Here is a 26,792-nt window from a genome sequence, read left to right on the forward strand (position 1 = left end):
GCGCCAAACTCAAGCACGACGAATGACCTTACGCCTTGCTCGTCCCTGCGACCTTTAGACCAATGGACGACAATCGTTGTGTATGAACCATCGGCAGATTGCCAGCAACCTATGTATAATGCGGCCCGCTGACTAAAGGGTCACGACGGCTGAGATGTTCTATGACGAGCTTTTCCGCCCGACAATCCGGCCTGTTACCGCAGCCCGGCTGCTTGACGCCCTACTGATGCACCCAACATCACAGCAACGAAATCTCGATATTCGGCTCATGGATGACTTTGAACGAACGCGCTTACCCGGCGCCCCTCGAGTTTCTGCGCACGCTTTAGCAAAGAAGAGAGAGTTAATCCGAATATGCCCACCCGCTCGAAGATCATCTATACCTTCACCGACGAAGCTCCCGCCCTCGCCACCTATTCACTGTTGCCTATCGTAGAGGCCTTCACCGCCTCGGCTGATATCGCCGTTGAAACCCGCGATATCTCTCTTGCAGGGCGCATCCTGGCCAGCTTCCCCGAGCAATTGGGCGACAAAGCCGTAGCCGACCACCTCGCCGAACTGGGCGCCCTGGCCGTTACGCCTGAAGCCAACATCATCAAGCTGCCGAACATCAGCGCCTCGGTTCCGCAACTGCAAGCCGCGATCAAGGAACTGCAAGCCCAGGGCTACGCCCTGCCGGACTACCCGGAGACCGTGAGCAGCGACGCCGACAAAGAAGCCAAGGCGCGCTACGACAAGATCAAGGGCAGCGCCGTGAACCCGGTACTGCGCGAAGGCAACTCCGACCGTCGCGCTCCGCTGTCGGTAAAGAACTACGCGCGCAAGCACCCGCACAAAATGGGCGCCTGGGCTGCGGACTCCAAGTCCCACGTCGCGCACATGAGCAGCGGTGATTTCTACGGCAGCGAAAAAGCCGCCCTGATCGACGCCGCCGGCGCCGTTAAAATCGAACTGATCGCTCAAGACGGCACCACCACCGTCCTGAAGGAAAAAACCAGCGTACATGCCGGTGAGATCCTCGATTGCGCGGTCATGAGCAAAAACGCCCTGCGCAGCTTCATCGCGGCCGAGATCGAAAGCGCCAAGCAACAAGGCGTGCTGCTGTCGGTCCACCTCAAAGCCACCATGATGAAGGTCTCCGACCCGATCATGTTCGGCCAGATCGTTGCCGAGTTCTACAAAGACGCCCTGGCCAAGCACGCTGACGTGCTGGCGCAGATCGGCTTCAACCTGAACAACGGCATCGGTGACCTGTACTCGCGCATCAAGGCTTTGCCTGCCGAGCAGCAAGCCGCCATCGAAGCGGACATCCAGGCGGTCTACGCCGTTCGTCCGTCGTTGGCCATGGTCAACTCCGACAAAGGCATCACCAACCTGCACGTGCCGAGCGACGTCATCGTCGACGCCTCGATGCCAGCGATGATCCGTGACTCGGGCAAGATGTGGGGCACCGACGGCCAGCTGCACGACACCAAGGCCGTGATCCCGGATCGCTGCTACGCCACCATCTACCAGGCAGTCATTGAAGACTGCAAGGCCAATGGCGCTTTCGATCCAACCACCATGGGCAGCGTGCCGAACGTTGGCCTGATGGCGAAAAAAGCCGAAGAGTACGGTTCCCACGACAAGACTTTCCAGATCAAGACCAACGGCGTTGTCCGCGTGACCGGCACCGATGGCACCCTGCTGCTGGAACAGTCGGTTGAAGCCGGCGACATCTTCCGCATGTGCCAGACCAAGGACGCGCCGATCCAGGACTGGGTCAAACTGGCCGTCAACCGTGCTCGCGCAAGCAGCACTCCAGCGATCTTCTGGCTGGACCCAATGCGTGCCCACGACGGCGTAGTGATCGAGAAAGTTCAGGCTTACCTGAAGGATCACGACACTGCCGGCCTGGACATCCAGATCATGGCACCCGTTGACGCGATGAAGTTCACCCTGCAGCGCACCCGCGCCGGCAAGGACACCATCTCGGTGACCGGCAACGTATTGCGCGACTACCTGACTGACCTGTTCCCGATCATGGAACTGGGCACCAGCGCCAAGATGCTGTCGATCGTTCCGCTGATGAATGGCGGCGGTCTGTTCGAAACCGGCGCTGGCGGTTCGGCTCCGAAGCACGTTCAACAACTGCTGGAAGAAAACTTCCTGCGTTGGGATTCCCTGGGCGAGTTCCTGGCCCTGGCCGCTTCCCTTGAGCACCTGGGCATGACCTACGACAACCCCAAGGCGCTGGTTCTGGCCAAGACCCTGGATCAGGCCACCGGCCAGTTCCTGGACAACAACAAGTCGCCATCGCGCAAAGTCGGCAACATCGACAACCGCGGCAGCCACTTCTACCTGGCGCTGTACTGGGCTCAGGCCCTGGCTGCCCAGACTGAAGACGCTGCACTGCAAGCGCAGTTCGCGACCCTGGCCAAGACCCTGACCGAGAACGAAGCAACCATCGTTGCCGAGCTCAACGCTGTTCAGGGCAAGCCAGTGGACATCGGCGGTTACTACCACGCCGACGCCGAGCTGATCAGCAAGGCCATGCGCCCGAGCGCAACTTTCAACGCGGCGGTTGCAGCGTTGGTGTAAGGCTGTAGTGATGTAAAGAAACCCCGGCCCAAGTGCCGGGTTTTCTGTTTCTGACACACCAACATCCCGTAGGAGCAAAGCTTGCTCGCGATGCAGGCACCGCGATATTCCGGATACACCGCAGTGATACCATCGCGAGCAAGCTTTGCTCCTACAATGATTCGAGGCAAATTAATGGACTGGCAACCCCACATCACCGTCGCCACCATCGTCGAAGACAACGGCCGCTTCCTGATGGTCGAGGAACTCAAGCACGGACGCGTGGTGCTCAACCAGCCGGCCGGCCACCTGGACCCGAACGAAACCCTGACCGAAGCCGCCGTGCGCGAAACCCTCGAGGAAACCGGCTGGGACATCGAACCCACCGGCGTACTGGGCATTTATCTGTATACCGCCCCGAGCAACGGCGTGACCTACCAACGGGTCTGCTTCATCGCCAAACCGCTGAAACATCACCCCGAGTATCAACTGGACGACGGCATCGTCGGCACTAAGTGGTTGACCCGCGAGGAATTAATCGAGCAGCGCGACAATTGGCGCAGCGAACTGATCATCCGCTGCATCGACGACTATCTGGGCGGTCAACACTTCGGTCTCGAATTGATCCGTCCTTCTCTTTAGCCTTGCAGGCTGTTGCCTGTTAGAATCGCGTCCTTTTTCAAGACACTCATTGAATCCCTATGCGTGATCCAGCCCCTTCTGACACACAAAAGAAGCGCGTCATTGTCGGCATGTCCGGCGGCGTGGACTCTTCCGTTTCCGCCCTCCTGCTGATCGAGCAGGGCTATGAGGTGGAAGGCCTGTTCATGAAGAACTGGGAAGAAGACGACGGAACCGAATACTGCACCGCCATGGACGACCTGGCGGACGCCCAGGCCGTGTGCGACAAGATTGGCATCAAGCTGCACACCGCCAACTTCGCCGCCGAGTACTGGGACAACGTGTTCGAGCATTTCCTGGCCGAATACAAGGCCGGACGCACGCCGAACCCGGACATCCTGTGCAACCGCGAGATCAAGTTCAAGGCGTTCCTCGACTACGCCATGATGCTCGGCGCCGACCTGATCGCCACCGGCCACTACGTGCGTCGCCGTGACATCGACGGCCGCACCGAACTGCTCAAGGGCCTGGACCCGAACAAGGACCAGAGCTACTTCCTGCATGCCGTCGGCTTTGAGCAGATTGCCAAGACCCTGTTCCCGGTCGGCGAGCTGGAAAAACCGCAGGTTCGCGCAATTGCCGAGAAATACGAGCTGGCGACCGCGAAAAAGAAGGATTCCACCGGCATCTGCTTTATCGGCGAGCGCCGCTTCAGCGACTTCCTCAAGCAATACCTGCCGGCGCAACCGGGCGAGATCAAGACCACCGAAGGTGAAATCATCGGCCGCCACCATGGCTTGATGTACCACACCATCGGCCAACGCCAGGGCCTGGGCATCGGCGGTCTGAAAGACGCCAGCGACGAGCCGTGGTACGTGCTGATCAAGGACCTGGAACACAACGAGCTGATCGTTGGCCAGGGTAACGATCACCCATGGCTGTTCTCCCGCGCCCTGCTCGCTTCGGATATCTACTGGGTCAACCCGATCGACCTGAGCCAGCCACGCAAGCTGACCGCCAAGGTTCGATATCGCCAGAGCGACCAGCCCTGCACCCTGGAGAAAACCGCTACCGGCTACCGCGCGACCTTCGATGATCCGCAACGCGCGGTCACGCCAGGGCAGTCCGTGGTGTTCTACGACGGCGAGATCTGCCTCGGCGGCGGCGTGATCGAAATTGCGGAACCATGGACTAGCAAAGGCCAGGCCCAATGAGCCCCACCCAGGAACAACTGACGGCGCTCGGCGGCGTATTCCTCGCCGCGGTGCTGGTCGACAAGATCGCCAAGACCGGCCAGACCAACGAGGCCGGCCTGACCTGCATGCTCGGCAGCCTGCTGATTCGCGATCCCAAGGACACCCTGGAAGTCTATGGCGGCGACGATATCAACCTGCGCGAAGGCTATCGCGCATTGATCGGCGCCCTCGAACGCGACCCGAGCGCCCTGCAGCGCGAACCGCTGCGCTATGCCCTGGCCATGCTGGGCCTTGAGCGTCAGCTGGCCAAGCGCGAGGACATGCTGGAGATCATCGGCAAGCGCCTGCCGCAGATTCAGTCCCAGGTCGAGCACTTCGGTCCGGCCCACGAAAACGTGATCGCCGCGTGCGGCGCGCTGTATCAGGACACCCTGAGCACCCTGCGCCAACGCATTCAGGTGCACGGTGACATGCGCAACCTGCAGCAACCGAGCAACGCCTCGAAAATTCGTGCCCTGCTGCTGGCCGGCATTCGTTCGGCACGCCTGTGGCGGCAATTGGGCGGTCATCGCTGGCAGCTGGTGATCAGCCGCCGCAAATTGCTGAAAGAGCTTTACCCATTGATGCGTAACGAATAACCCGCATCGACAGCACCGAACTTAGCAATACGCGTAATACGCCGGTCAGTTGGCGACGGACCGGCGGATTTTTTCATGTATGATACGCGCCCCATTTCGTTGCCCGACTGTCCGAGAACACCCCATGCAGCTCTCTTCGCTCACTGCGGTTTCCCCTGTTGACGGCCGCTACGCCGGCAAAACCCAGGCCCTGCGCCCAATCTTCAGCGAGTACGGCCTGATCCGTGCCCGTGTTTTGGTTGAAGTGCGCTGGCTCCAGCGCCTGGCCGCTCACCCCGCCATCAGCGAAGTGCCGGCGTTCTCCGCCGAAGCCAACGCGGTATTGAACACCCTGGCGGAAAACTTCTCCCTGGAGCACGCCGAGCGTGTCAAAGAGATCGAGCGCACCACCAACCACGACGTAAAAGCCATCGAATACCTGCTCAAAGAGCAAGCGGCCAAGCTGCCGGAACTGGCCAAGGTCAGCGAATTCATCCACTTCGCCTGCACCAGCGAGGACATCAACAACCTGTCCCACGCCCTGATGCTGCGCGAAGGCCGTGATGATGTGATGCTGCCGCTGATGCGCCAGACCGCCAACGCCATCCGCGAACTGGCGATCCGCTTTGCAGACGTGCCGATGCTGTCGCGCACCCACGGTCAACCGGCCTCGCCGACCACCCTGGGCAAAGAACTGGCAAACGTGGTTTACCGCCTGGAGCGCCAGATCGCTCAAGTCGCGGCCGTTCCACTGCTGGGCAAGATCAACGGCGCTGTCGGCAACTACAACGCTCACCTGTCGGCCTACCCTGAGATCGACTGGGAAGCCAACGCCCGCGCCTTCATCGAAGACGAGCTGGGCCTGGGCTTCAACCCGTACACCACGCAGATCGAACCGCACGACTACATTGCCGAGCTGTTCGACGCGATCGCGCGCTTCAACACCATCCTGATCGACTTCGACCGCGATATCTGGGGCTACATCTCCCTGGGTTATTTCAAGCAGCGCACCATTGCTGGCGAAATCGGCTCGTCGACCATGCCGCACAAGGTCAACCCGATCGACTTCGAAAACTCCGAAGGCAACCTGGGCATCGCCAACGCGCTGTTCCAGCACCTGGCGAGCAAGCTGCCGATTTCCCGCTGGCAGCGCGACCTGACCGACTCCACCGTACTGCGCAACCTCGGTGTCGGCTTCGCCCACAGCGTGATCGCGTACGAAGCCAGCCTCAAAGGCATCAGCAAACTGGAGCTCAACGAGCAGAAGATTGCCGCTGACCTGGACGCGTGCTGGGAAGTGTTGGCCGAGCCGATCCAGACCGTCATGCGTCGCTACAACATCGAAAACCCGTACGAAAAGCTGAAAGAATTGACTCGCGGCAAGGGCATCAGCCCTGAGGCGCTGCAAACTTTCATCGACGGCCTGGACATGCCAGCCGCCGCCAAGGCCGAGCTGAAACTGCTCACTCCGGCGAACTACATCGGCAACGCTGTAGAGCAAGCCAAACGCATCTGATCGACCGCTTGACCCTTTTAAGACGCCCGGCCGCGCCGGGCGTTTTTATTCCCGTATGAAAAGTGCTTTTTTTCAATAGGTTACACATGAATCCTGACATTCCTCTTCAACTTCTGGGCGGCATCACGGCACGCGAGTTCCTGCGCGACTACTGGCAGAAAAAACCGCTGTTGATCCGTCAGGCGATTCCCGATTTCGAAAGCCCGATCGATGCCGACGAACTGGCCGGCCTGGCGCTGGAAGAAGAAGTCGAATCGCGCCTGATCATCGAGAACGGCGAGCGTCCGTGGGAATTGCGTCGCGGTCCGTTTGCCGAGGACGAATTCAGCAAACTGCCGGAACGCGAGTGGACCCTGCTGGTGCAGGCCGTCGACCAATTCGTGCCGGAAGTCAGCGAACTGCTGGAAAACTTCCGCTTCCTGCCGAGCTGGCGCATCGACGATGTGATGATCAGCTTCGCCGCCCCTGGTGGCAGCGTCGGTCCGCACTTCGACAACTACGACGTGTTCCTGCTGCAAGGCCACGGCAAGCGCAACTGGAAAATCGGCCAGATGTGCGACTCCGAAAGCCCGCTGCTGCAACACGCGGACCTGCGCATCCTCGCCGACTTCGAAGCCACCGACGAATGGGTGCTGGAGCCGGGCGACATGCTCTACCTGCCGCCGCGTCTGGCCCATTGCGGCGTGGCCGTCGACGACTGCCTGACCTACTCCGTAGGTTTCCGCGCACCGAGCGCCGCTGAAGTGCTGACCCACTTCACCGACTTCCTCAGCCAGTTCCTGCCGGACGAAGAGCGCTACACCGACGCCGACGCCCTGCCTGCAGCCGACCCGCACCAGATCCAGCACGACGCCCTCGACCGCTTGAAAAGCCTGCTGGCCGAACACATGAGCGACGAGCGCCTGCTGCTGACCTGGTTCGGCCAGTTCATGACCGAGCCGCGCTACCCGGAACTGGTGGTCGGCCCGGAAGACCTCGAAGAAGACGACGTACTCGGCGCGCTCGAGCAAGGCGCCGTGCTGATCCGCAACCCGAGCGCGCGCCTGGCCTGGTCGGAAGTCGATGACGACCTGCTGCTGTTCGCCAGCGGCCAGAGCCGTTACCTGCCGGGCAAACTGCGCGAACTGCTGAAGATGATCTGCGCCGCCGACGCGCTGCACGTCGACAACCTGGGTGACTGGTTGACCGACGAAGATGGCCGCGGCCTGCTGTGCGAACTGGTCAAGCAAGGAAGCCTGGGGTTTGCCGATGAATAAGATTCACGTACGTGTCGCAGACTGGCAGAAGGACAACGCCGAGATCCGGCGCATTCGTGAAGCGGTGTTCGTCGCCGAGCAATCCGTTCCACCCGAGTTGGAATGGGATGCCGATGATGTGACGGCCGTGCACTTCCTTGCCCTCGAAGGCGACTTTCCGGTTGGCACTGCCCGCCTGTTGCCTGACGGTCACGTCGGCCGGGTGTCGGTACTCAAGGACTGGCGCGGCCTGAAAGTCGGCGATGCACTGATGCAAGCGGTGATCGGCGAAGCCGAAGAGCGCGGGCTGAAGCAGCAGCAGCTCAGCGCCCAGGTGCAAGCCACGGCGTTCTATGAGCGCCTGGGCTTTCACATGGTCAGTGAGGAGTTCCTGGAAGCAGGGATTCCGCATGTGGACATGGTCCGCCATTCGGCTTGAGACCCTGTGGCGAGGGGATTTATCCCCGTTCGACTGCGCAGCAGTCGCAGACCTATGCATGCGGTGTGCCTGAAAGATATCTATAGCAGGCTCCAGGGCTGCTGCGCACCCCAACGGGGATAAATCCCCTCGCCACAAAGGCTCTGAATTACACCCCAAAACGCCCCGCCATTTTCGGATGCCGGGGCGTTTTGCTGTCTACGATTCAACTTGCCCCATCCCAGGCCGACAAACTGGCACTACCAACAGCTATAGGAGCGAGCATGCTCGCGATGGACTTGAGAGCGCCGCGGGGTGTCAGGCTTCACGCATTATCGTTGACGACCATCGCGAGCAGGCTCGCTCCTACACACCCCTGGCCGACAAAGTGGCAACATCACGTCTTTGATTGCGGAGATAACGGATATGTCCTTACGCACCCTGCTCACCACACTGCTGGTGACCTGCAGTTTTTCGCTCATGGCAGCCACCGAAGTCGTGCCGCTGAACTACCACACCAGCGCCGACATGTTGCCAGTGGCGCAGGATTTCATCGGCAAGGACGGCCAGGTCAGCGCCTACGGCAATCAGCTCATCGTCAACGCCGATCAGCGCAAGATCGGCGAACTTAAGACCCTGATCGGCCAGCTCGATACCGCGCCCAAACGCCTGCTGATCACCGTCGACACCAACGAAAACAACGTCCAGGGCGATCAGGGTTACTCGGTCAACGGCGCCAGGCCCGGCCAGACCCGCATCATCAACCGCAGCACCGCCAGCCGCGAGGGTGGCATCCAGCAAATCCAGGCCACCGACGGCATGCCGGCGCTGATCCAGGTCGGCCAGAGCGTACCGCTGACCAGCACCCAGATCGACGGCTACGGGGACCTGCGCAGCCAGACCGAGTACCGCAGCGTGACCCAGGGCTTTTACGTCACGGCCAACGTCACCGGGGAGATCGTCCACCTGTCGATCAGTACCAACCGTGACCGCATGAGCCAGGAACGTCCAGATGTAGTGAACGTACAAAGCACCGACACAACCGTCACCGGCCGCCTGGGTGAGTGGATCCTGTTGGCCGGCATGAACGGCCAGACTCAGGCCGACAAACAGGGCCTGACTCGCAGCTACTCGACCCAGAGCAGGAACGACATGACCCTTCGGGTGAAAGTCGATACTTTGGACCACGGCACCAAAAACTGACTGCCAAGTCGTATTAGACCAAAGATGTAGTGCTTGAAAAAAAGCACTACAAAACGTTTGACGAGGCAAAAAAGCGAAGGCATTATGGCCTCGCTCCCGCTAATCAGGGGCCCTGGCAAGGGCCTTCGAGGCGATGTTCGCACCTACCTCGCGAACCGCTTCGTGTCTGTACCGCCCACAAGGTGTGTTTGACGAGGTTGCCGACTGGAACGAAGTTGTCCCGAGGGACGGAAGCGTATTTAGGTAAACCCGGCATCACACTGAAGTTCGCACCAAGGCCCACGACGCCCGAATGCGCCCGCCAGTTCGCCCTTACCTGCTCACTTCCCCTCGAGCCCATCGTTCATCCCGTCGCCATCTCCGCCGAACCCGACTTGACCGCCTAAGCTTCTGGTCAGCGAGCGCAGAAATTTTCCACCGCAGAACAACTTTTCATAAAGACGCGACGAGGTTTATCTCCCATGGCACTGACACGCGAACAGCAAATTGCAGCCCTCGAAAAAGACTGGGCTGAGAACCCGCGCTGGAAAGGCGTGACACGCAATTACTCCGCTGCTGACGTCGTCCGCCTGCGTGGCTCGGTTCAACCTGAGCACACTTTTGCAAAAATGGGCGCCGAGAAGCTGTGGAACCTGGTTACCCAGGGTGCCAAGCCTGCCTTCCGTCCTGAGAAAGATTTCGTCAACTGCATGGGCGCCCTGACCGGCGGCCAGGCTGTACAACAAGTCAAAGCCGGTATCCAGGCGATCTACCTGTCGGGCTGGCAAGTGGCTGCGGACAACAACTCCGCCGAATCGATGTACCCGGACCAGTCGCTGTACCCGGTGGACTCCGTTCCAACCGTGGTCAAGCGCATCAACAACTCGTTCCGTCGTGCTGACCAGATCCAGTGGAAAGCCGGCAAGAACCCGGGCGACGCTGGCTACATCGACTACTTCGCACCCATCGTGGCTGACGCCGAAGCCGGTTTCGGCGGCGTACTGAACGCCTACGAGCTGATGAAGAGCATGATCGAAGCAGGCGCCGCCGGCGTTCACTTCGAAGACCAACTGGCTTCCGTGAAAAAATGCGGCCACATGGGCGGCAAGGTACTGGTTCCTACCCAGGAAGCCGTACAGAAGCTGACCGCTGCCCGTCTGGCTGCCGACGTTGCCGGTACGCCGACCATCATCCTGGCGCGTACCGACGCTAACGCAGCTGACCTGTTGACTTCCGACTGCGACCCGTACGACCAGCCATTCGTGACTGGCGAACGCACCCAGGAAGGCTTCTACAAAGTGCGCGCCGGCCTGGACCAGGCGATTGCTCGCGGCCTGGCCTACGCACCGTACGCCGACCTGATCTGGTGTGAAACCGCCAAGCCAGACCTGGACGAGGCTCGTCGCTTCGCCGAAGCGATCAAGAAGGAATACCCGGACCAACTGCTGTCGTACAACTGCTCGCCTTCTTTCAACTGGAAGAAAAACCTGGACGACGCGACCATCGCCAAGTTCCAGCGCGAACTGTCCGCCATGGGCTACAAGCACCAGTTCATCACCCTGGCCGGCATTCACAACATGTGGCACAGCATGTTCAACCTGGCGCACGACTACGCCCGCAACGACATGACTGCCTACGTGAAGCTGCAAGAGCAAGAGTTCGCTGACGCATCGAAGGGCTACACCTTCGTGGCGCACCAGCAGGAAGTGGGCACCGGCTACTTCGACGACATGACCACCGTGATCCAGGGTGGCTCGTCTTCGGTTACCGCGCTGACCGGTTCGACTGAAGAAGAACAGTTCCACTGATCTGCTTCGCCTGAGACATCAGCCGCTGCGGGCCCTATAGAAAGCTAACCGCAGCGCTGCACATCTGACGCCCCGACTGGTTCGGGGCGTTTTTTTGTCCGCAATTTGATGCCACAGCAACCGTAGGAGCAAAGCTTGCTCGCGATGAGGGCCAGACAGTCAACCAAGAGGGTGGATTTGCCACCGCTATCGCGAGCAAGCTTTGCTCCTACAGGGAACGGTGTTATCCCTGACGAAGGTTGCATCGAACCCGGGAAAATCCGGTAAAACGTCCGCCGCCGCTACTTGCAGTAACCCCCATAAAAGACAACTTCCCAACTTCCCACCAGATAAACACTTTAAAAACCCATCCAAACAATATTGATTATCATTTAGCCAAAACTATGTTCGTTTCATTCCCTACAAAACATAATTCCCGAAATGCCGGCTAATGCCCGCAACGCAAGGGCTACGGCGCTTTTGCCGCTCGCTATGTCCTTATTCCTATAAATAATTTCGCTATAGGAATTTTACTTGCTGGGTGTTTAGCCATAAAATCAGCGGGATTGATTGCTGCGACATATCGTCACTGCGTTGTTACTTTTTCAAGCTCAGAGACCTTTGCTCTCTGTTAAGGATTACCAGCATGCCCGAAGCGACAGGACTCATGGCCCACAACTGGGGCTTTGCCATTTTCCTTCTAGGCGTCGTCGGCCTCTGTGCCTTCATGCTGGGCGTTTCCAGCCTACTCGGGTCAAAAGCCTGGGGCCGCAGCAAAAACGAACCGTTCGAGTCCGGCATGCTACCTACAGGTGGCGCCCGCTTGCGGCTCTCAGCCAAATTCTATCTGGTCGCGATGCTCTTCGTGATCTTCGATATCGAAGCCCTCTTTCTCTTTGCATGGTCTGTGTCCGTCCGCGAAAGCGGCTGGACCGGATTCGTCGAAGCTCTCGTTTTCATAGCAATTCTGTTGGCAGGCCTTGTCTACCTATTCCGAGTGGGCGCCCTTGACTGGGCTCCGGAAGCTCGTCGTAAGCGGCAAGCGAAGCTGAAACAATGAGGCTTTGGCAATGCAATACAATCTCACCAGGATCGACCCCGATGCTCCTAACGAGCAGTATCCGATTGGCGAACGGGAAACCGTTTCCGATCCGTTAGAAGATCAAGTCCACAAAAACATTTTCATGGGCAAGCTCGAAGACGTGCTTAACGGCACGATCAACTGGGGGCGCAAGAACTCCCTGTGGCCGTATAACTTCGGCCTTTCGTGTTGCTACGTGGAAATGACCACCGCCTTCACGGCGCCCCACGACATCGCGCGCTTTGGCGCCGAGGTCATCCGGGCATCGCCGCGTCAGGCGGATTTCATGGTTATCGCCGGTACCTGCTTCATCAAGATGGCGCCGATCATCCAGCGTCTCTACGAGCAAATGCTCGAACCTAAATGGGTCATCTCCATGGGTTCGTGCGCCAACTCCGGTGGCATGTACGACATCTACTCCGTCGTTCAAGGGGTGGACAAGTTCCTGCCCGTGGACGTCTACGTGCCTGGCTGCCCGCCCCGCCCTGAAGCTTTCCTGCAAGGCTTGATGCTGTTGCAGGAGTCGATTGGACAGGAGCGTCGTCCGCTTTCCTGGGTCGTTGGTGATCAAGGCGTGTATCGCGCCGAGATGCCTTCGGAAAAGGATAAGCGCCGCGAACAGCGAATCGCAGTCACCAACCTGCGCAGCCCCGACGAAGTCTGATCCAGATCTGCTTCTTCTTTCTAGAACGAGACACTGGCTTCATTCTTTACGTTGACCGAAAGCGATAAAATAACCATGACTACAGGCAGTGCTCTGTACATCCCGCCTTACAAGGCAGACGACCAGGATGTGGTCGTCGAACTGAACAACCGTTTTGGCCCGGAGGCGTTTACTGCCCAGCCTACCCGCACCGGCATGCCGGTGCTTTGGGTTGCCCGCGCCAAACTCGTCGAAGTCCTGACCTTCCTGCGCAACCTGCCCAAGCCGTACGTCATGCTCTATGACCTGCACGGCGTGGACGAACGTCTGCGCACCAAGCGTCAAGGACTGCCGAACGGCGTCGAGTTCTCCGTGTTCTATCACTTGATGTCGATCGAACGTAATAGTGACGTAATGATCAAGGTCGCCTTGTCCGAGAGCGACCTCAGCCTGCCGACCGTCACCAGTATCTGGCCGAACGCCAACTGGTACGAGCGTGAAGTCTGGGACATGTACGGTATCGACTTCAAAGGCCACCCGCACCTGTCGCGCATCATGATGCCGCCGACCTGGGAAGGTCACCCGCTGCGCAAGGACTTCCCTGCCCGCGCCACCGAATTCGATCCGTACAGCCTGACCCTGGCCAAGCAACAGCTCGAGGAAGAAGCCGCGCGCTTCAAGCCTGAAGACTGGGGCATGAAGCGTTCCGGCCCGAATGAGGACTACATGTTCCTCAACCTCGGCCCTAACCACCCTTCGGCGCACGGTGCATTCCGCATCATCCTGCAGCTGGACGGTGAAGAGATCGTCGACTGCGTGCCGGACGTCGGTTACCACCACCGTGGTGCCGAGAAGATGGCCGAGCGTCAGTCCTGGCACAGCTTCATTCCGTACACCGACCGTATCGACTACCTCGGCGGCGTGATGAACAACCTGCCGTACGTGCTCTCGGTCGAGAAACTGGCCGGCATCAAGGTGCCGGAGAAGGTCGACGTCATCCGCATCATGATGGCCGAGTTCTTCCGGATCACCAGCCACCTGCTGTTCCTGGGTACCTATATCCAGGACGTCGGCGCCATGACCCCGGTGTTCTTCACCTTCACCGACCGCCAGCGCGCGTACACGGTGATCGAAGCCATTACCGGTTTCCGCCTGCACCCGGCCTGGTACCGCATCGGTGGCGTCGCCCACGACCTGCCGCGCGGCTGGGAAAAACTGGTCAAGGATTTCGTCGAGTGGATGCCCAAGCGTCTGGACGAATACCAGAAAGCCGCCCTGGACAACAGCATCCTGCGTGGCCGTACCATCGGCGTCGCCGACTACAACACCAAGCAGGCCCTGGAATGGGGCGTGACCGGTGCTGGCCTGCGTTCGACCGGTTGCGACTTCGACCTGCGTAAAGCGCGTCCGTACTCGGGCTACGAGAACTTCGAGTTCGAAGTCCCCCTGGCCGCCAACGGAGATGCCTACGACCGTTGCATCGTGCGCGTCGAGGAGATGCGCCAGAGCATCAAGATCATCGACCAGTGCCTGCGCAACATGCCGGAAGGCCCGTACAAGGCGGATCACCCGCTGACCACGCCGCCACCGAAAGAGCGCACGCTGCAGCACATCGAAACCCTGATCACGCACTTCCTGCAAGTTTCGTGGGGCCCGGTCATGCCGGCCAACGAATCCTTCCAGATGATCGAAGCGACCAAGGGCATCAACAGTTATTACCTGACGAGCGATGGCGGCACCATGAGCTACCGCACCCGGATTCGTACCCCAAGCTTCCCGCACCTGCAGCAGATCCCTTCGGTGATCAAAGGCAGCATGGTCGCGGACTTGATTGCGTACCTGGGTAGTATCGATTTCGTTATGGCCGACGTGGACCGCTAAGCATGAACAGCACGCTTATCCAGACAGACCGTTTCACCTTGAGTGAAACCGAGCGCTCGGCCATCGAGCACGAGCTGCATCACTACGAAGACCCGCGCGCGGCGTCGATCGAAGCCCTGAAGATCGTCCAGAAGGAACGTGGCTGGGTGCCGGACGGCGCCCTGTACGCCATCGGCGAGATCCTCGGCATCCCGGCCAGCGACGTTGAAGGCGTGGCGACGTTCTATAGCCAGATCTTCCGTCAGCCGGTCGGCCGTCACATCATTCGCGTCTGCGACAGCATGGTCTGCTACATCGGCGGCCACGAATCCGTGGTCAGCGAAATCCAGAGCAAGCTGGGCATCGGCCTGGGCCAGACCACCACCGACGGTCGTTTCACCCTGCTGCCGGTCTGCTGCCTCGGCAACTGCGACAAGGCGCCGGCGTTGATGATCGACGACGACACTTTCGGTGATGTGCAGCCAGCAGGCGTTGCCAAATTGCTCGAGGGCTACGTATGACCCTGACTTCCTTCGGTCCTGCCAACCGCATCAAGCGTTCGGCCGAGACTCATCCGCTCACCTGGCGTCTGCGTGACGACGGCGAAGCCGTATGGCTCGACGAATACCAGGCCAAGAACGGTTACGCCGCTGCGCGCAAGGCCTTCGCCGACATGGCCCAGGACGACATCGTCCAGACCGTGAAAGACTCCGGCCTCAAAGGTCGCGGCGGTGCAGGCTTCCCCACTGGCGTGAAGTGGGGCCTGATGCCCAAGGACGAATCCATCAACATCCGCTACCTGCTGTGCAACGCGGATGAAATGGAACCCAACACCTGGAAAGACCGCATGCTGATGGAGCAACTGCCCCATCTGCTGATCGAAGGCATGCTGATCAGTGCCCGCGCACTGAAAACCTACCGTGGCTATATCTTCCTGCGTGGCGAGTACACCACCGCCGCCAAGCACCTGAACCGTGCAGTGGAAGAAGCCAAGGCAGCGGGACTGTTGGGTAAAAACATTCTGGGCAGTGGGTTCGATTTCGAGCTGTTCGTCCACACCGGCGCCGGGCGTTACATCTGCGGTGAAGAAACCGCGCTGATCAACTCCCTCGAAGGCCGCCGCGCCAACCCGCGCTCCAAGCCGCCCTTCCCTGCCGCCGTTGGCGTTTGGGGCAAGCCGACTTGCGTGAACAACGTTGAAACCCTGTGCAACGTGCCGGCGATCATTGCCGACGGCGTGGACTGGTACAAATCGTTGGCTCGCGAAGGCAGTGAAGACATGGGCACCAAGCTCATGGGCTTCTCCGGCAAGGTCAAGAACCCGGGCCTGTGGGAACTGCCATTCGGCGTCACCGGTCGCGAATTGTTCGAAGACTACGCCGGTGGCATGCGCGACGGTTATAAGCTCAAGTGCTGGCAGCCTGGCGGCGCCGGTACCGGTTTCCTGTTGCCGGAACACCTCGACGCACAAATGTACGCCGGCGGCATCGCCAAAGTGGGCACCCGTATGGGTACCGGCCTGGCCATGGCGGTGGACGACAGCGTCAACATGGTATCCCTGCTGCGCAATATGGAGCAGTTCTTCGCCCGCGAATCCTGCGGCTTCTGCACCCCTTGCCGCGATGGGCTGCCATGGAGCGTCAAGCTCCTGATGGCCATCGAGAACGGTGAAGGGCAAGCCGGCGACATCGAGACCCTGCTGGGTCTGGTCGGTTTCCTTGGCCCAGGCAAGACCTTCTGTGCTCACGCTCCGGGTGCCGTGGAGCCGTTGGGCAGCGCCATCAAATACTTCCGCCATGAGTTCGAAGCCGGCATCGCGCCCACCAGCGCAGTCGTCCCGCCTCTGGCAAGGCCGATCGTAGTCGGCGCGTAAACGCTTAAACAAGGCGAAGGGTCCGTGCCCTTCGCTTTTCGTGCGATGACGCCTTTACCGGCTGTGTTGATTCGCGCGGATAACAAGATTCCATTAGCCACGCCCGCTGACACCGGGCCAACGAAGAACTTTGAACCATGGCCACTATCCACGTAGACGGCAAAGCGCTCGAAGTCGACGGGGCAGACAACCTGTTACAGGCATGTCTGTCGCTAGGCCTCGATATTCCTTACTTCTGCTGGCACCCCGCCCTTGGCAGCGTTGGCGCTTGCCGCCAGTGCGCGGTCAAGCAGTACACCGACGAGAACGACACCCGTGGTCGCATCGTCATGTCCTGCATGACCCCTGCCACTGATGGCACCTGGATCTCCATCGACGATGAAGAATCCAAGGCCTTTCGCGCCAGCGTTGTTGAATGGCTGATGACCAACCACCCTCACGACTGCCCGGTCTGTGAGGAAGGCGGTCACTGCCACCTGCAAGACATGACGGTAATGACCGGCCACAACGAGCGCCGTTACCGCTTCACCAAGCGTACTCACCAGAACCAGCAACTGGGCCCGTTCATTTCCCACGAGATGAACCGCTGCATCGCTTGCTACCGCTGCGTGCGCTTCTACAAGGACTACGCCGGCGGCACCGACCTTGGCGTATTCGGCGCCCACGACAACGTGTACTTCGGTCGCGTTGAAGACGGCACCCTGGAAAGCGAGTTCTCCGGCAACCTCACCGAGGTCTGCCCGACCGGTGTGTTCACCGACAAGACTCACTCCGAGCGCTACAACCGCAAGTGGGACATGCAGTTCTCGCCGAGCATCTGCCATGGCTGCTCCAGCGGTTGCAACATCTCCCCGGGCGAACGCTACGGTGAACTGCGTCGTATCGAAAACCGTTTCAACGGTTCGGTAAACCAGTACTTCCTGTGCGACCGTGGCCGTTTCGGCTATGGCTACGTCAACCGCGAAGACCGTCCGCGTCAGCCATTGCTGGCCAACGGCGCCAAGCTGAGCCTCGACGAAGCACTGGATAAAGCTGCCGATCTACTGCGCGGTCGCAACATCGTCGGTATCGGTTCCCCCCGCGCCAGCCTGGAAAGCAACTATGCATTGCGCGAACTGGTCGGTGCCGAGCACTTCTACTCCGGTATCGAAGCGTCAGAGCTGGAACGCATTCGTCTGGTGATGCAGGTGCTGAAAGACAGCCCGCTGCCGATCCCGAACATGCGCGACATCGAAGACCACGACGCAATTTTCGTCCTCGGCGAAGACCTGACCCAGACTGCCGCCCGCATGGCGCTGTCCCTGCGTCAGTCGGTCAAGGGCAAGGCTGAAGACATGGCCGACGCCATGCGCGTCCAGCCTTGGCTCGACGCCGCAGTGAAGAACATCGGTCAGCACGCGCTGAACCCGCTGTTCATCGCCAGCCTGGCTGAAACCAAGCTCGACGACATCGCTGAAGAGTGCGTTCACGCCGCTCCAGACGACCTTGCGCGTATCGGCTTCGCCGTGGCTCACGCCCTCGATGCCAGCGCTCCGGCCGTTGAAGGCCTGGATGCAGAAGCGCTCGAGCTGGCCAAGCGCATTGCCGACGCCCTGCTCGCTGCCAAGCGCCCGCTGATCATCGCCGGTACTTCCCTGGGCTCCAAAGCCTTGATCGAAGCCGCCGCGAACATCGCCAAGGCCCTGAAGCTGCGCGAGAAGAACGGTTCCATCAGCCTGATCGTGCCAGAGGCCAACAGCCTCGGCCTGGCCATGCTCGGTGGCGAATCGGTCGACGCCGCGCTGCAAGCGGTGATCGACGGTAAGGCCGACGCCATCGTCGTGCTCGAAAACGACCTGTACACCCGCACCGACAAAGCCCGTGTCGATGCTGCCCTGACCGCCGCGAAAGTGCTGATCGTGGCGGACCATCAGAAGACCGCTACCAGCGATCGCGCGCACCTGGTTCTGCCAGCCGCCAGCTTCGCTGAAGGCGACGGTACCCTGGTCAGCCAGGAAGGTCGCGCCCAGCGTTTCTTCCAGGTCTTCGATCCGAAGTACATGGACGCGAGCATCCTGGTTCACGAAGGCTGGCGCTGGCTGCATGCCCTGCGCGCCACCCTGTTGAACCAGCCGATCGACTGGACCCAACTGGACCACGTTACCGCTGCCGTGGCTGCAAGCACGCCACAACTGAACCGCATCGTTGATGCCGCACCGTCCGCCGCGTTCCGCATCAAGGGCATGAAACTGGCCCGTGAACCGCTGCGTTACTCCGGTCGTACCGCCATGCGCGCCGACATCAACGTGCATGAACCGCGTACTCCGCAGGACAAGGACACCGCGTTCGCCTTCTCGATGGAAGGTTACTCGGGTTCGGCCGAACCGCGTCAGCAAGTGCCATTCGCCTGGTCTCCGGGCTGGAACTCGCCGCAGGCCTGGAACAAGTTCCAGGACGAAGTCGGTGGTCACATCCGTGCTGGCGACCCGGGCACCCGCCTGATCGAAAGCAACGGTGACTCGCTGAACTGGTTCGCCAGCGTTCCGCGCGCGTTCAACCCGGCCCAGGGCACCTGGCAGGTTGTGCCGTTCTTCCACCTGTTCGGCAGCGAAGAGAACTCTTCGAAAGCCGCACCGGTCCAGGAACGCATCCCGGCCGCCTACGTCGCCTTGGCCAAGTCCGAAGCCGACCGCCTGGGTGTCAACGACGGTGCCATGCTGAGCTTGAACGTGGCTGGCCAGACCCTGCGTCTGCCACTGCGCATCAATGACGAGCTGGGCGCTGGCCTGGTGGCATTGCCTGCGGGCATCGCCGGCATTCCGCCAGCCATCTTTGGCAAATCCGTTGACGGTCTGCAGGAGGCAGCGCAATGACCTTGTTCACTCCTGAAGTGATCGACATCATCATCGCGGTCCTCAAGGCCGTGGTGATCCTGCTCGCCGTGGTGGTCTGCGGCGCCCTGCTGAGCTGGGTCGAGCGTCGTCTGCTCGCCCTCTGGCAGGACCGTTACGGTCCGAACCGTGTCGGTCCGTTCGGCGCGTTCCAGATCGCCGCCGACATGATCAAGATGTTCTTCAAGGAAGACTGGACCCCGCCGTTCGCCGACAAGATGATCTTCACCCTGGCACCGGTAGTCGCCATGAGCGCCCTGCTGATTGCCTTCGCGATCATCCCGATCACCCCGACCTGGGGCGTGGCGGATATCAACATCGGCATCCTGTTCTTCTTCGCCATGGCCGGTCTGTCGGTCTACGCGGTGCTGTTCGCCGGCTGGTCGAGCAACAACAAGTTCGCCCTGTTGGGCAGCTTGCGGGCCTCGGCACAAACCGTGTCGTACGAAGTGTTCATGGGCCTGTCGCTGATGGGCATCGTGATCCAGGTCGGCTCGTTCAACATGCGCGACATCGTTGAATACCAAGCGCAGAATATGTGGTTCATCATTCCGCAGATCTTCGGTTTCCTGACCTTCTTCATCGCTGGCGTGGCCGTGACTCACCGTCACCCGTTCGACCAGCCGGAAGCGGAACAGGAACTGGCCGACGGTTACCACATTGAATACGCCGGCATGAAATGGGGCATGTTCTTCGTTGGCGAGTACATCGGCATCGTGTTGATTTCGGCGCTGCTGGTGACACTGTTCTTCGGTGGCTGGCACGGTCCGTTCGGCATCCTGCCGCAGATCCCGTTCATCTGGTTCGCACTAAAAACCGCGTTCTTCATCATGATGTTCATCCTGCTGCGCGCCTCGATCCCGCGCCCACGGTATGACCAGGTGATGGATTTCAGCTGGAAGTTCTGCTTGCCGCTGACCCTCGTCAACATGCTGGTGACCGCTGCGATCGTGTTGCTCAACACGCCCGCCGTCGCGGCTCAGTGAGGATAGAGAATCATGAAGTACATATTTGACATCGTGCATGGCTTCTACACCCAGCTTCGCAGCCTGGTGATGATTTTCGGCCACGCCTTCCGCAAGCGCGACACGCTGCAGTACCCGGAAGAACCGGTCTACCTGCCGCCGCGCTACCGTGGACGTATCGTCCTGACCCGCGACCCCGACGGCGAAGAGCGTTGTGTAGCCTGCAACCTGTGCGCCGTGGCGTGCCCGGTCGGTTGCATCTCGCTGCAGAAAGCTGAAACCGAAGACGGTCGCTGGTACCCGGAGTTTTTCCGTATCAACTTCTCGCGCTGCATTTTCTGCGGCCTCTGCGAGGAAGCCTGCCCGACCACCGCGATCCAGCTGACACCGGATTTCGAGATGGCCGAGTTCAAACGTCAGGACCTGGTTTACGAGAAAGAAGATCTGCTGATCTCCGGCCCCGGCAAAAACCCTGATTACAACTTCTATCGTGTTGCAGGTATGGCGATTGCCGGTAAGCCCAAGGGCTCCGCGCAGAATGAAGCCGAACCGATCAACGTGAAGAGCTTGCTGCCTTAAGGAAGAAAGATGGAATTCGCTTTCTATTTCGCATCGGGTATCGCTGTGGTGTCCACGCTTCGCGTGATCACCAACACCAACCCTGTGCACGCCCTGCTCTACCTGATCATTTCGCTGATCGCCGTGGCGATGACGTTCTTCGCCCTCGGCGCGCCGTTCGCCGGTGTGCTGGAAGTGATCGCCTACGCTGGCGCCATCATGGTGCTGTTCGTGTTCGTGGTGATGATGCTGAACCTCGGCCCGGCCTCGGTTCAGCAGGAGCGCGTCTGGCTCAAGCCCGGTATCTGGCTCGGCCCGGTCATCCTCGGCGCCCTGCTGCTGGCTGAACTGCTGTACGTGCTGTTCGCCCACCAGACCGGCGAAGCCGTCGGCCACACCACCGTAGACGCCAAGGCCGTGGGCATCAGCCTGTTCGGTCCTTACCTGCTGGTGGTCGAACTCGCCTCGATGCTGCTGCTCGCCGCAGCCGTCACGGCGTTCCATTTGGGCCGTAACGAAGCCAAGGAGCAATGACGATGCCTGCTATCCCTATGGAGCATGGTCTGGCGGTCGCCGGCATCCTGTTCTGCCTCGGTCTGGTCGGCCTGATGGTCCGCCGCAACATTCTCTTCGTGCTGATGAGCCTGGAGGTCATGATGAATGCCTCCGCCCTGGCGTTCATCGTTGCCGGTAGCCGCTGGGCGCAGCCGGATGGACAGATCATGTTCATCCTGGTGATCAGCCTGGCAGCCGCCGAGGCCAGTATCGGCCTGGCGATTCTGTTGCAGCTGTACCGCCGCTTCCACACTCTCGATATCGACGCTGCCAGCGAGATGCGCGGATGAATCTTCTCTATCTGACTTTCGTATTCCCTCTCATTGGTTTCCTGCTGCTGTCGTTCTCCCGTGGACGCCTCTCGGAAAACCTCTCGGCGCTGATCGGCGTCGGTTCCGTCGGCTTGTCTGCCATCGTCACGGCTTACGTGATCTGGCAATTCAACGTCGCGCCACCTGAAGGCGGTCACTACACCCAGGTGCTGTGGCAGTGGATGGCGGTGGAAGGCTTCACGCCGAACTTCGCCCTGTACCTGGATGGTCTGTCCCTGACCATGCTCGGTGTAGTGGTCGGCGTGGGTTTCCTGATCCACCTGTTCGCGTCCTGGTACATGCGCGGTGAAGCCGGTTACTCGCGCTTCTTCGCCTACACCAACCTGTTTATCGCCAGCATGCTGTTTCTGGTGCTGGGCGATAACCTGTTGTTCCTGTACTTCGGTTGGGAAGGCGTGGGCCTGTGCTCGTACCTATTGATCGGTTTCTACTACAGCAATCGCAACAACGGTAACGCTGCACTGAAAGCCTTCATCGTGACCCGTATCGGCGACGTGTTCATGGCCATCGGCCTGTTCATCCTGTTCGCCCAACTGGGCACGCTGAATGTCCAGGAACTGCTGGTGCTGGCACCGCAGAAATTCCAGGCCGGCGACTTCTGGATGGTCATGGCCACCCTGATGCTGCTGGGCGGTGCTGTCGGTAAATCCGCGCAACTGCCGCTGCAAACCTGGCTGGCGGATGCGATGGCCGGCCCTACCCCGGTTTCGGCACTGATCCACGCCGCAACCATGGTGACCGCCGGTGTCTACCTGATCGCCCGTACCCACGGCCTGTTCACCCTGGCGCCGGAAATCCTGCATCTTGTAGGCATCGTCGGCGGCGTGACCCTGGTCCTGGCCGGTTTTGCCGCACTGGTGCAGACCGACATCAAGCGTATCCTTGCCTACTCGACCATGAGCCAGATCGGCTACATGTTCCTGGCCCTGGGTGTCGGTGCCTGGGATGGCGCGATCTTCCACCTGATGACCCACGCCTTCTTCAAGGCCCTGCTGTTCCTTGCCTCCGGTGCGGTGATCGTTGCCTGCCACCACGAGCAAAACATCTTCAAGATGGGCGGCCTGTGGAAGAAACTGCCTCTGGCCTACGCCAGCTTCATCGTCGGCGGCGCGGCCCTGGCGGCCCTGCCACTGGTGACCGCAGGCTTCTACTCCAAGGACGAAATCCTCTGGGAAGCGTTTGCCAGCGGCAACGAGGGTCTGCTGTATGCAGGTCTGGTCGGTGCGTTCATGACTTCGCTGTACACCTTCCGCCTGATCTTCATCGCGTTCCACGGTGAAGCGAAGACCGAAGCCCACGCCGGTCACGGCATTGCCCACTGGCTGCCGCTGTCGGTGCTGATCGTGTTGTCCACCGCCATCGGCGCGATGATCGTTCCACCGCTGCACGGCGTGCTGCCGCAAAGCGTCGGCCATGCCGGCGGCGAAGCCAAGCACAGCCTGGAAATCGCTTCGGGCGCCATCGCCCTGGCCGGTATCCTGCTGGCCGCGCTGCTGTTCCTCGGCAAGCGTCGCTTCGTCACCGCCATCGCCAACAGCGGCATCGGCCGTTTCCTGTCGGCCTGGTGGTTCGCTGCCTGGGGCTTCGACTGGATCTACGACAAACTGTTCGTCAAGCCTTACCTGGCGATCAGCCACATCCTGCGCAAAGACCCGCTCGACCAGACCATCGGTCTGATCCCGCGCATGGCCAAAGGCGGTCACACCGCCCTGAGCCGTACCGAGACTGGTCAACTGCGTTGGTATGCCGCCTCGATGGCTGCTGGTGCCGTGCTGGTAATCGGCGCCGTCGTGCTGGTAGCGGTCTGATATGAACCTTGCGAACTTGCGAAAGGAATTGAGCCCGTCATGATTCTGCCTTGGCTAATCCTGATCCCCTTCATCGGCGGCCTGCTGTGCTGGATGGGTGAGCGCTTCGGCGCCACCCTCCCCCGCTGGATTGCGCTGATTACCATGTCCCTGTTGCTCGGCCTCGGCCTCTGGCTGTGGGCCAACGGTGACTATTCATTTGCCCCGGCGCCTGGCGCCGATCCGACCTGGGTGCTTGAGTTCAAGCACATCTGGATCCAGCGTTTCGGCATCAGCGTGCACCTGGCCCTCGACGGCCTGTCGCTGTTGATGATCATGCTGACCGGTTTGCTGGGTGTCCTCTCGGTACTCTGCTCGTGGAAAGAGATTCAACGTCATGTTGGCTTCTTCCACCTGAACCTGATGTGGATCCTGGGCGGTGTCGTCGGCGTGTTCCTCGCCCTCGACCTGTTCATGTTCTTCTTCTTCTGGGAAATGATGCTGGTGCCGATGTACTTCCTCATCGCGCTCTGGGGTCACAGTTCTTCGGACGGCAAGAAAACCCGGATCTACGCGGCGACCAAGTTCTTCATCTTCACTCAGGCTTCCGGCCTGATCATGCTGGTGGCGATCCTGGGCCTGGTACTGGTCAACTTCAACGACACCGGCGTGATTACGTTCAACTACGCCGACCTGTTGAAGACCAAGATGTCGACGACCACCGAGTACATCCTGATGCTCGGCTTCTTCATCGCCTTCGCGGTGAAGCTGCCCGTGGTGCCGTTCCACTCCTGGTTGCCTGACGCTCACGCCCAGGCGCCGACCGCGGGTTCCGTGGACCTGGCCGGTATCTTGCTGAAAACCGCGGCCTACGGTCTGCTGCGTTTCGCCCTGCCGCTGTTTCCGAATGCCTCGGCCGAGTTCGCGCCGTTCGCCATGGCCCTGGGTCTGATCGGGATCTTCTACGGTGCGTTCCTGGCGTTCGCGCAAACCGACATCAAGCGTCTGATTGCCTTCTCGTCCGTTTCCCACATGGGCTTCGTACTGATCGGCATCTACTCCGGCAGCCAACTGGCGCTGCAGGGTGCGGTCATGCAGATGCTGGCGCACGGCCTGTCGGCGGCGGCACTCTTTATCCTGAGTGGCCAGCTGTACGAGCGTACCCACACCCGCGACATGCGTGAAATGGGTGGCCTGTGGTCGAAGATCGCTTACCTGCCGGCCCTCAGCCTGTTCTTTGCAGCAGCGTCCCTGGGCCTGCCGGGTACCGGTAACTTCGTCGGTGAGTTCCTGATCCTGATCGGCACCTTCCCGATCGCTCCATGGGTCACCATCATCGCGACGTCCGGCCTGGTGTTCGGTTCGGTCTACTCGCTGATCATGGTCCACCGTGCCTTCTTCGGCCCGGCCAAGTCGGACGCGGTGCTGCATGGCATGGACGGTCGCGAAATGATCATGGTGGTCGGTCTGGCTGCACTGCTGATCTACATCGGCGTCTACCCGCAACCGTTCCTCGATACCTCTGCCGCTACGATGCATGGCGTGCAGCAATGGCTCGGCACCGCCTTCACTCAACTCGCTTCGGCCCGGTAAGAGCGCTATGGAATTCACACTTCAACACTTTATTGCGCTTGGGCCACTGTTGATCACCAGCGCCACGATCATCGTGGTGATGCTGGCGATCGCGTGGCGGCGCAACCACTCCCAGACCTTCCTGCTGTCGGTGGCGGGTCTGAACCTGGCACTGCTGTCGATCCTGCCGGCCCTGAAAGTCGCGCCTCTGGCGGTGACTCCACTGCTGCAGATCGACACCTTTGCCTGCCTGTACATGGCGCTGATCCTGGTAGCCACCCTCGCCTGTGTGACCCTCGCCCACGCCTACCTCGGCGATGGCGGTTCGGGTTACCCGGGCAACCGTGAAGAACTGTACCTGCTGATCCTGATGGCCGCCGCCGGTGGCCTGGTGCTGGTCAGCGCGCAGCACCTGGCCGGCTTGTTCATCGGCCTGGAACTGCTCTCGGTGCCGGTCTACGGCCTGGTGGCCTATGCCTTCTTCAACAAGCGCTCGCTGGAGGCCGGCATCAAGTACATGGTGCTGTCGGCTGCCGGTTCGGCGTTCCTGTTGTTCGGTATGGCCCTGCTCTACGCAGACGCCGGCTCCCTGAGCTTCAACGGCATCGGCCAGGCCCTGGCGGCCACCGGCCTGCCAAGCTCGCTGGCCCAACTGGGCCTGGGCATGATGTTGATCGGCCTGGCGTTCAAGCTGTCGCTGGTACCCTTCCACCTGTGGACCCCGGACGTTTACGAGGGTGCTCCGGCACCGGTCGCAGCCTTCCTGGCCACCGCTTCGAAAGTGGCTGTGTTCGCGGTGATGGTGCGCCTGTTCCAGATCTCGCCAGCGGCGAGCAGCGGCGTACTGAGTGACGTGCTGACCATCATCGCCATCGCGTCGATCCTGTTCGGTAACCTGCTGGCGCTGACCCAGAGCAACCTCAAGCGTCTGCTGGGTTACTCGTCCATCGCCCACTTCGGGTACCTGCTGATCGCCCTGGTGGCGAGCAAGGGTCTGGCCGTGGAAGCCATCGGCGTGTACCTGGTCACCTACGTGATCACCAGCCTCGGCGCCTTCGGCGTGATCACCCTGATGTCCTCGCCGTACAACGGCCGTGACGCGGACGCCCTGTACGAATACCGCGGCCTGTTCTGGCGCCGTCCGTACCTGACCGCGGTCCTGACCGTGATGATGCTGTCCCTGGCCGGCATCCCGCTGACCGCGGGCTTCATCGGCAAGTTCTACATCATCGCCACCGGTGTCCAGTCGCAACAATGGTGGCTGGTCGGATCCCTGGTACTGGGCAGCGCCATCGGCGTGTTCTACTACCTGCGCGTCATGGTCACCCTGTACCTGATCGAACCGAACCTGCGTCGCCACGATGCCCAGCTGCACTGGGAACAACGCGCCGGCGGCGTGATGCTGCTGGCCATCGCCGTGTTGGCGTTCTTCCTCGGCCTGTATCCACAGCCGTTGTTGAACCTGGTACAGCAATCGGGTCTGGCGGGTTGATCGCTTAGCGACACTTGGTAGAAAACAGAAACGGCACCTTCGGGTGCCGTTTTTGCGTTTGTGGGATTTGTTA

22 protein-coding genes are annotated in these 26,792 nt (G+C 60.6%); all 22 read left to right on the plus strand.

The window, feature by feature from the left end; translation table 11 throughout:
* Positions 1-354: 354 nt before the first annotated feature.
* The 22 genes from ACA058_RS20320 to nuoN all read left to right on the plus strand — a co-directional run bounded on the left by ACA058_RS20320 (position 355) and on the right by nuoN (position 26,719).
* A complete protein-coding gene (locus ACA058_RS20320; RefSeq protein WP_497635637.1) occupies positions 355-2,580 on the plus strand; it encodes an NADP-dependent isocitrate dehydrogenase in 2,226 nt (741 codons plus the stop codon).
* A 174-nt stretch (positions 2,581-2,754) separates the two neighbouring features.
* Positions 2,755-3,201 carry an NUDIX hydrolase gene (locus ACA058_RS20325; protein ID WP_497635638.1) on the plus strand — a complete coding sequence of 149 codons (447 nt, stop codon included), beginning with the start codon at positions 2,755-2,757 and terminating at the stop codon, positions 3,199-3,201.
* A 59-nt stretch (positions 3,202-3,260) separates the two neighbouring features.
* Positions 3,261-4,394, plus strand: a complete 1,134-nt coding sequence (gene mnmA / locus ACA058_RS20330) for a tRNA 2-thiouridine(34) synthase MnmA (protein WP_497635639.1) — start codon at positions 3,261-3,263, stop codon at positions 4,392-4,394.
* On the plus strand, positions 4,391-5,014 hold the full coding sequence (hflD, locus tag ACA058_RS20335; protein ID WP_272602829.1) for a high frequency lysogenization protein HflD: 624 nt from the start codon (positions 4,391-4,393) through the stop codon (positions 5,012-5,014). The genes mnmA and hflD overlap by 4 nt, the downstream gene beginning before the upstream one ends.
* Before the next feature lie 124 nt (positions 5,015-5,138).
* On the plus strand, positions 5,139-6,509 hold the full coding sequence (gene purB, locus ACA058_RS20340; protein WP_007972090.1) for an adenylosuccinate lyase: 1,371 nt from the start codon (positions 5,139-5,141) through the stop codon (positions 6,507-6,509).
* A gap of 86 nt (positions 6,510-6,595) precedes the next feature.
* Positions 6,596-7,765, plus strand: coding sequence for a ribosomal protein uL16 3-hydroxylase (locus ACA058_RS20345; protein ID WP_497635640.1), 1,170 nt, complete (start codon positions 6,596-6,598; stop codon positions 7,763-7,765).
* Positions 7,758-8,183: a GNAT family N-acetyltransferase gene (locus ACA058_RS20350; RefSeq protein ID WP_497635641.1), complete on the plus strand. Its 426-nt coding sequence runs from the start codon at positions 7,758-7,760 to the stop codon at positions 8,181-8,183. Before ACA058_RS20345 ends, ACA058_RS20350 begins: the two co-directional genes overlap by 8 nt.
* 405 nt (positions 8,184-8,588) lie before the next feature.
* Positions 8,589-9,365, plus strand: coding sequence for a secretin N-terminal domain-containing protein (locus tag ACA058_RS20355; RefSeq protein ID WP_497635642.1), 777 nt, complete (start codon positions 8,589-8,591; stop codon positions 9,363-9,365).
* 461 nt (positions 9,366-9,826) lie between these two features.
* Positions 9,827-11,152 (plus strand): isocitrate lyase, encoded by a 1,326-nt coding sequence (gene aceA, locus ACA058_RS20360; protein WP_497635643.1) that lies wholly within the window; start codon positions 9,827-9,829, stop codon positions 11,150-11,152.
* A gap of 625 nt (positions 11,153-11,777) precedes the next feature.
* Positions 11,778-12,191: an NADH-quinone oxidoreductase subunit A gene (locus ACA058_RS20365; protein ID WP_003223812.1), complete on the plus strand. Its 414-nt coding sequence runs from the start codon at positions 11,778-11,780 to the stop codon at positions 12,189-12,191.
* A gap of 10 nt (positions 12,192-12,201) precedes the next feature.
* Positions 12,202-12,876, plus strand: a complete 675-nt coding sequence (locus ACA058_RS20370; protein ID WP_008032725.1) for a NuoB/complex I 20 kDa subunit family protein — start codon at positions 12,202-12,204, stop codon at positions 12,874-12,876.
* A gap of 75 nt (positions 12,877-12,951) precedes the next feature.
* Positions 12,952-14,736 (plus strand): NADH-quinone oxidoreductase subunit C/D, encoded by a 1,785-nt coding sequence (gene nuoC / locus ACA058_RS20375; RefSeq protein WP_497635644.1) that lies wholly within the window; start codon positions 12,952-12,954, stop codon positions 14,734-14,736.
* A gap of 2 nt (positions 14,737-14,738) precedes the next feature.
* Complete coding sequence (gene nuoE, locus ACA058_RS20380) at positions 14,739-15,236, plus strand: NADH-quinone oxidoreductase subunit NuoE (protein ID WP_008053447.1); 498 nt, start codon at positions 14,739-14,741, stop codon at positions 15,234-15,236.
* Positions 15,233-16,588, plus strand: coding sequence for an NADH-quinone oxidoreductase subunit NuoF (gene nuoF, locus ACA058_RS20385; protein ID WP_497635645.1), 1,356 nt, complete (start codon positions 15,233-15,235; stop codon positions 16,586-16,588). The genes nuoE and nuoF overlap by 4 nt, the downstream gene beginning before the upstream one ends.
* 137 nt (positions 16,589-16,725) lie before the next feature.
* Positions 16,726-19,440 (plus strand): NADH-quinone oxidoreductase subunit NuoG, encoded by a 2,715-nt coding sequence (nuoG, locus tag ACA058_RS20390; protein ID WP_497635646.1) that lies wholly within the window; start codon positions 16,726-16,728, stop codon positions 19,438-19,440.
* Positions 19,437-20,444: an NADH-quinone oxidoreductase subunit NuoH gene (gene nuoH / locus ACA058_RS20395; protein ID WP_497635647.1), complete on the plus strand. Its 1,008-nt coding sequence runs from the start codon at positions 19,437-19,439 to the stop codon at positions 20,442-20,444. The genes nuoG and nuoH overlap by 4 nt, the downstream gene beginning before the upstream one ends.
* 12 nt (positions 20,445-20,456) lie before the next feature.
* Positions 20,457-21,002 carry an NADH-quinone oxidoreductase subunit NuoI gene (nuoI, locus tag ACA058_RS20400; RefSeq protein ID WP_497635648.1) on the plus strand — a complete coding sequence of 182 codons (546 nt, stop codon included), beginning with the start codon at positions 20,457-20,459 and terminating at the stop codon, positions 21,000-21,002.
* Positions 21,003-21,011: 9 nt separating this feature from the next.
* The gene (gene nuoJ / locus ACA058_RS20405) at positions 21,012-21,515 is read left to right on the plus strand and encodes an NADH-quinone oxidoreductase subunit J (RefSeq protein WP_497635649.1); all 504 of its coding nucleotides are present in this window, start codon (positions 21,012-21,014) and stop codon (positions 21,513-21,515) included.
* Between the two features lie 2 nt (positions 21,516-21,517).
* Entirely contained in the window at positions 21,518-21,826 is a 309-nt protein-coding gene (gene nuoK, locus ACA058_RS20410; protein WP_007946416.1) for an NADH-quinone oxidoreductase subunit NuoK, read from the plus strand.
* Positions 21,823-23,676 carry an NADH-quinone oxidoreductase subunit L gene (nuoL, locus tag ACA058_RS20415; protein WP_497635650.1) on the plus strand — a complete coding sequence of 618 codons (1,854 nt, stop codon included), beginning with the start codon at positions 21,823-21,825 and terminating at the stop codon, positions 23,674-23,676. Before nuoK ends, nuoL begins: the two co-directional genes overlap by 4 nt.
* Positions 23,677-23,715: 39 nt before the next feature.
* The gene (nuoM, locus tag ACA058_RS20420) at positions 23,716-25,248 is read left to right on the plus strand and encodes an NADH-quinone oxidoreductase subunit M (RefSeq protein ID WP_497635651.1); all 1,533 of its coding nucleotides are present in this window, start codon (positions 23,716-23,718) and stop codon (positions 25,246-25,248) included.
* A 7-nt stretch (positions 25,249-25,255) separates the two neighbouring features.
* The gene (gene nuoN / locus ACA058_RS20425) at positions 25,256-26,719 is read left to right on the plus strand and encodes an NADH-quinone oxidoreductase subunit NuoN (RefSeq protein ID WP_497635652.1); all 1,464 of its coding nucleotides are present in this window, start codon (positions 25,256-25,258) and stop codon (positions 26,717-26,719) included.
* Positions 26,720-26,792: the final 73 nt, after the last annotated feature.

It is taken from the genome of Pseudomonas sp. LBUM1649, from assembly GCF_059716155.1.

Bases quoted from the DNA above. Each gene is read 5' to 3' on its own strand.
- ACA058_RS20320 (WP_497635637.1), top strand. From the start codon at position 355: ATGCCCACCCGCTCGAAGATCATCTATACCTTCACCGACGAAGCTCCC.
- ACA058_RS20325 (WP_497635638.1), top strand. From the start codon at position 2,755: ATGGACTGGCAACCCCACATCACCGTCGCCACCATCGTCGAAGACAAC.
- mnmA (WP_497635639.1), top strand. From the start codon at position 3,261: ATGCGTGATCCAGCCCCTTCTGACACACAAAAGAAGCGCGTCATTGTC.
- hflD (WP_272602829.1), top strand. From the start codon at position 4,391: ATGAGCCCCACCCAGGAACAACTGACGGCGCTCGGCGGCGTATTCCTC.
- purB (WP_007972090.1), top strand. From the start codon at position 5,139: ATGCAGCTCTCTTCGCTCACTGCGGTTTCCCCTGTTGACGGCCGCTAC.
- ACA058_RS20345 (WP_497635640.1), top strand. From the start codon at position 6,596: ATGAATCCTGACATTCCTCTTCAACTTCTGGGCGGCATCACGGCACGC.
- ACA058_RS20350 (WP_497635641.1), top strand. From the start codon at position 7,758: ATGAATAAGATTCACGTACGTGTCGCAGACTGGCAGAAGGACAACGCC.
- ACA058_RS20355 (WP_497635642.1), top strand. From the start codon at position 8,589: ATGTCCTTACGCACCCTGCTCACCACACTGCTGGTGACCTGCAGTTTT.
- aceA (WP_497635643.1), top strand. From the start codon at position 9,827: ATGGCACTGACACGCGAACAGCAAATTGCAGCCCTCGAAAAAGACTGG.
- ACA058_RS20365 (WP_003223812.1), top strand. From the start codon at position 11,778: ATGCCCGAAGCGACAGGACTCATGGCCCACAACTGGGGCTTTGCCATT.
- ACA058_RS20370 (WP_008032725.1), top strand. From the start codon at position 12,202: ATGCAATACAATCTCACCAGGATCGACCCCGATGCTCCTAACGAGCAG.
- nuoC (WP_497635644.1), top strand. From the start codon at position 12,952: ATGACTACAGGCAGTGCTCTGTACATCCCGCCTTACAAGGCAGACGAC.
- nuoE (WP_008053447.1), top strand. From the start codon at position 14,739: ATGAACAGCACGCTTATCCAGACAGACCGTTTCACCTTGAGTGAAACC.
- nuoF (WP_497635645.1), top strand. From the start codon at position 15,233: ATGACCCTGACTTCCTTCGGTCCTGCCAACCGCATCAAGCGTTCGGCC.
- nuoG (WP_497635646.1), top strand. From the start codon at position 16,726: ATGGCCACTATCCACGTAGACGGCAAAGCGCTCGAAGTCGACGGGGCA.
- nuoH (WP_497635647.1), top strand. From the start codon at position 19,437: ATGACCTTGTTCACTCCTGAAGTGATCGACATCATCATCGCGGTCCTC.
- nuoI (WP_497635648.1), top strand. From the start codon at position 20,457: ATGAAGTACATATTTGACATCGTGCATGGCTTCTACACCCAGCTTCGC.
- nuoJ (WP_497635649.1), top strand. From the start codon at position 21,012: ATGGAATTCGCTTTCTATTTCGCATCGGGTATCGCTGTGGTGTCCACG.
- nuoK (WP_007946416.1), top strand. From the start codon at position 21,518: ATGCCTGCTATCCCTATGGAGCATGGTCTGGCGGTCGCCGGCATCCTG.
- nuoL (WP_497635650.1), top strand. From the start codon at position 21,823: ATGAATCTTCTCTATCTGACTTTCGTATTCCCTCTCATTGGTTTCCTG.
- nuoM (WP_497635651.1), top strand. From the start codon at position 23,716: ATGATTCTGCCTTGGCTAATCCTGATCCCCTTCATCGGCGGCCTGCTG.
- nuoN (WP_497635652.1), top strand. From the start codon at position 25,256: ATGGAATTCACACTTCAACACTTTATTGCGCTTGGGCCACTGTTGATC.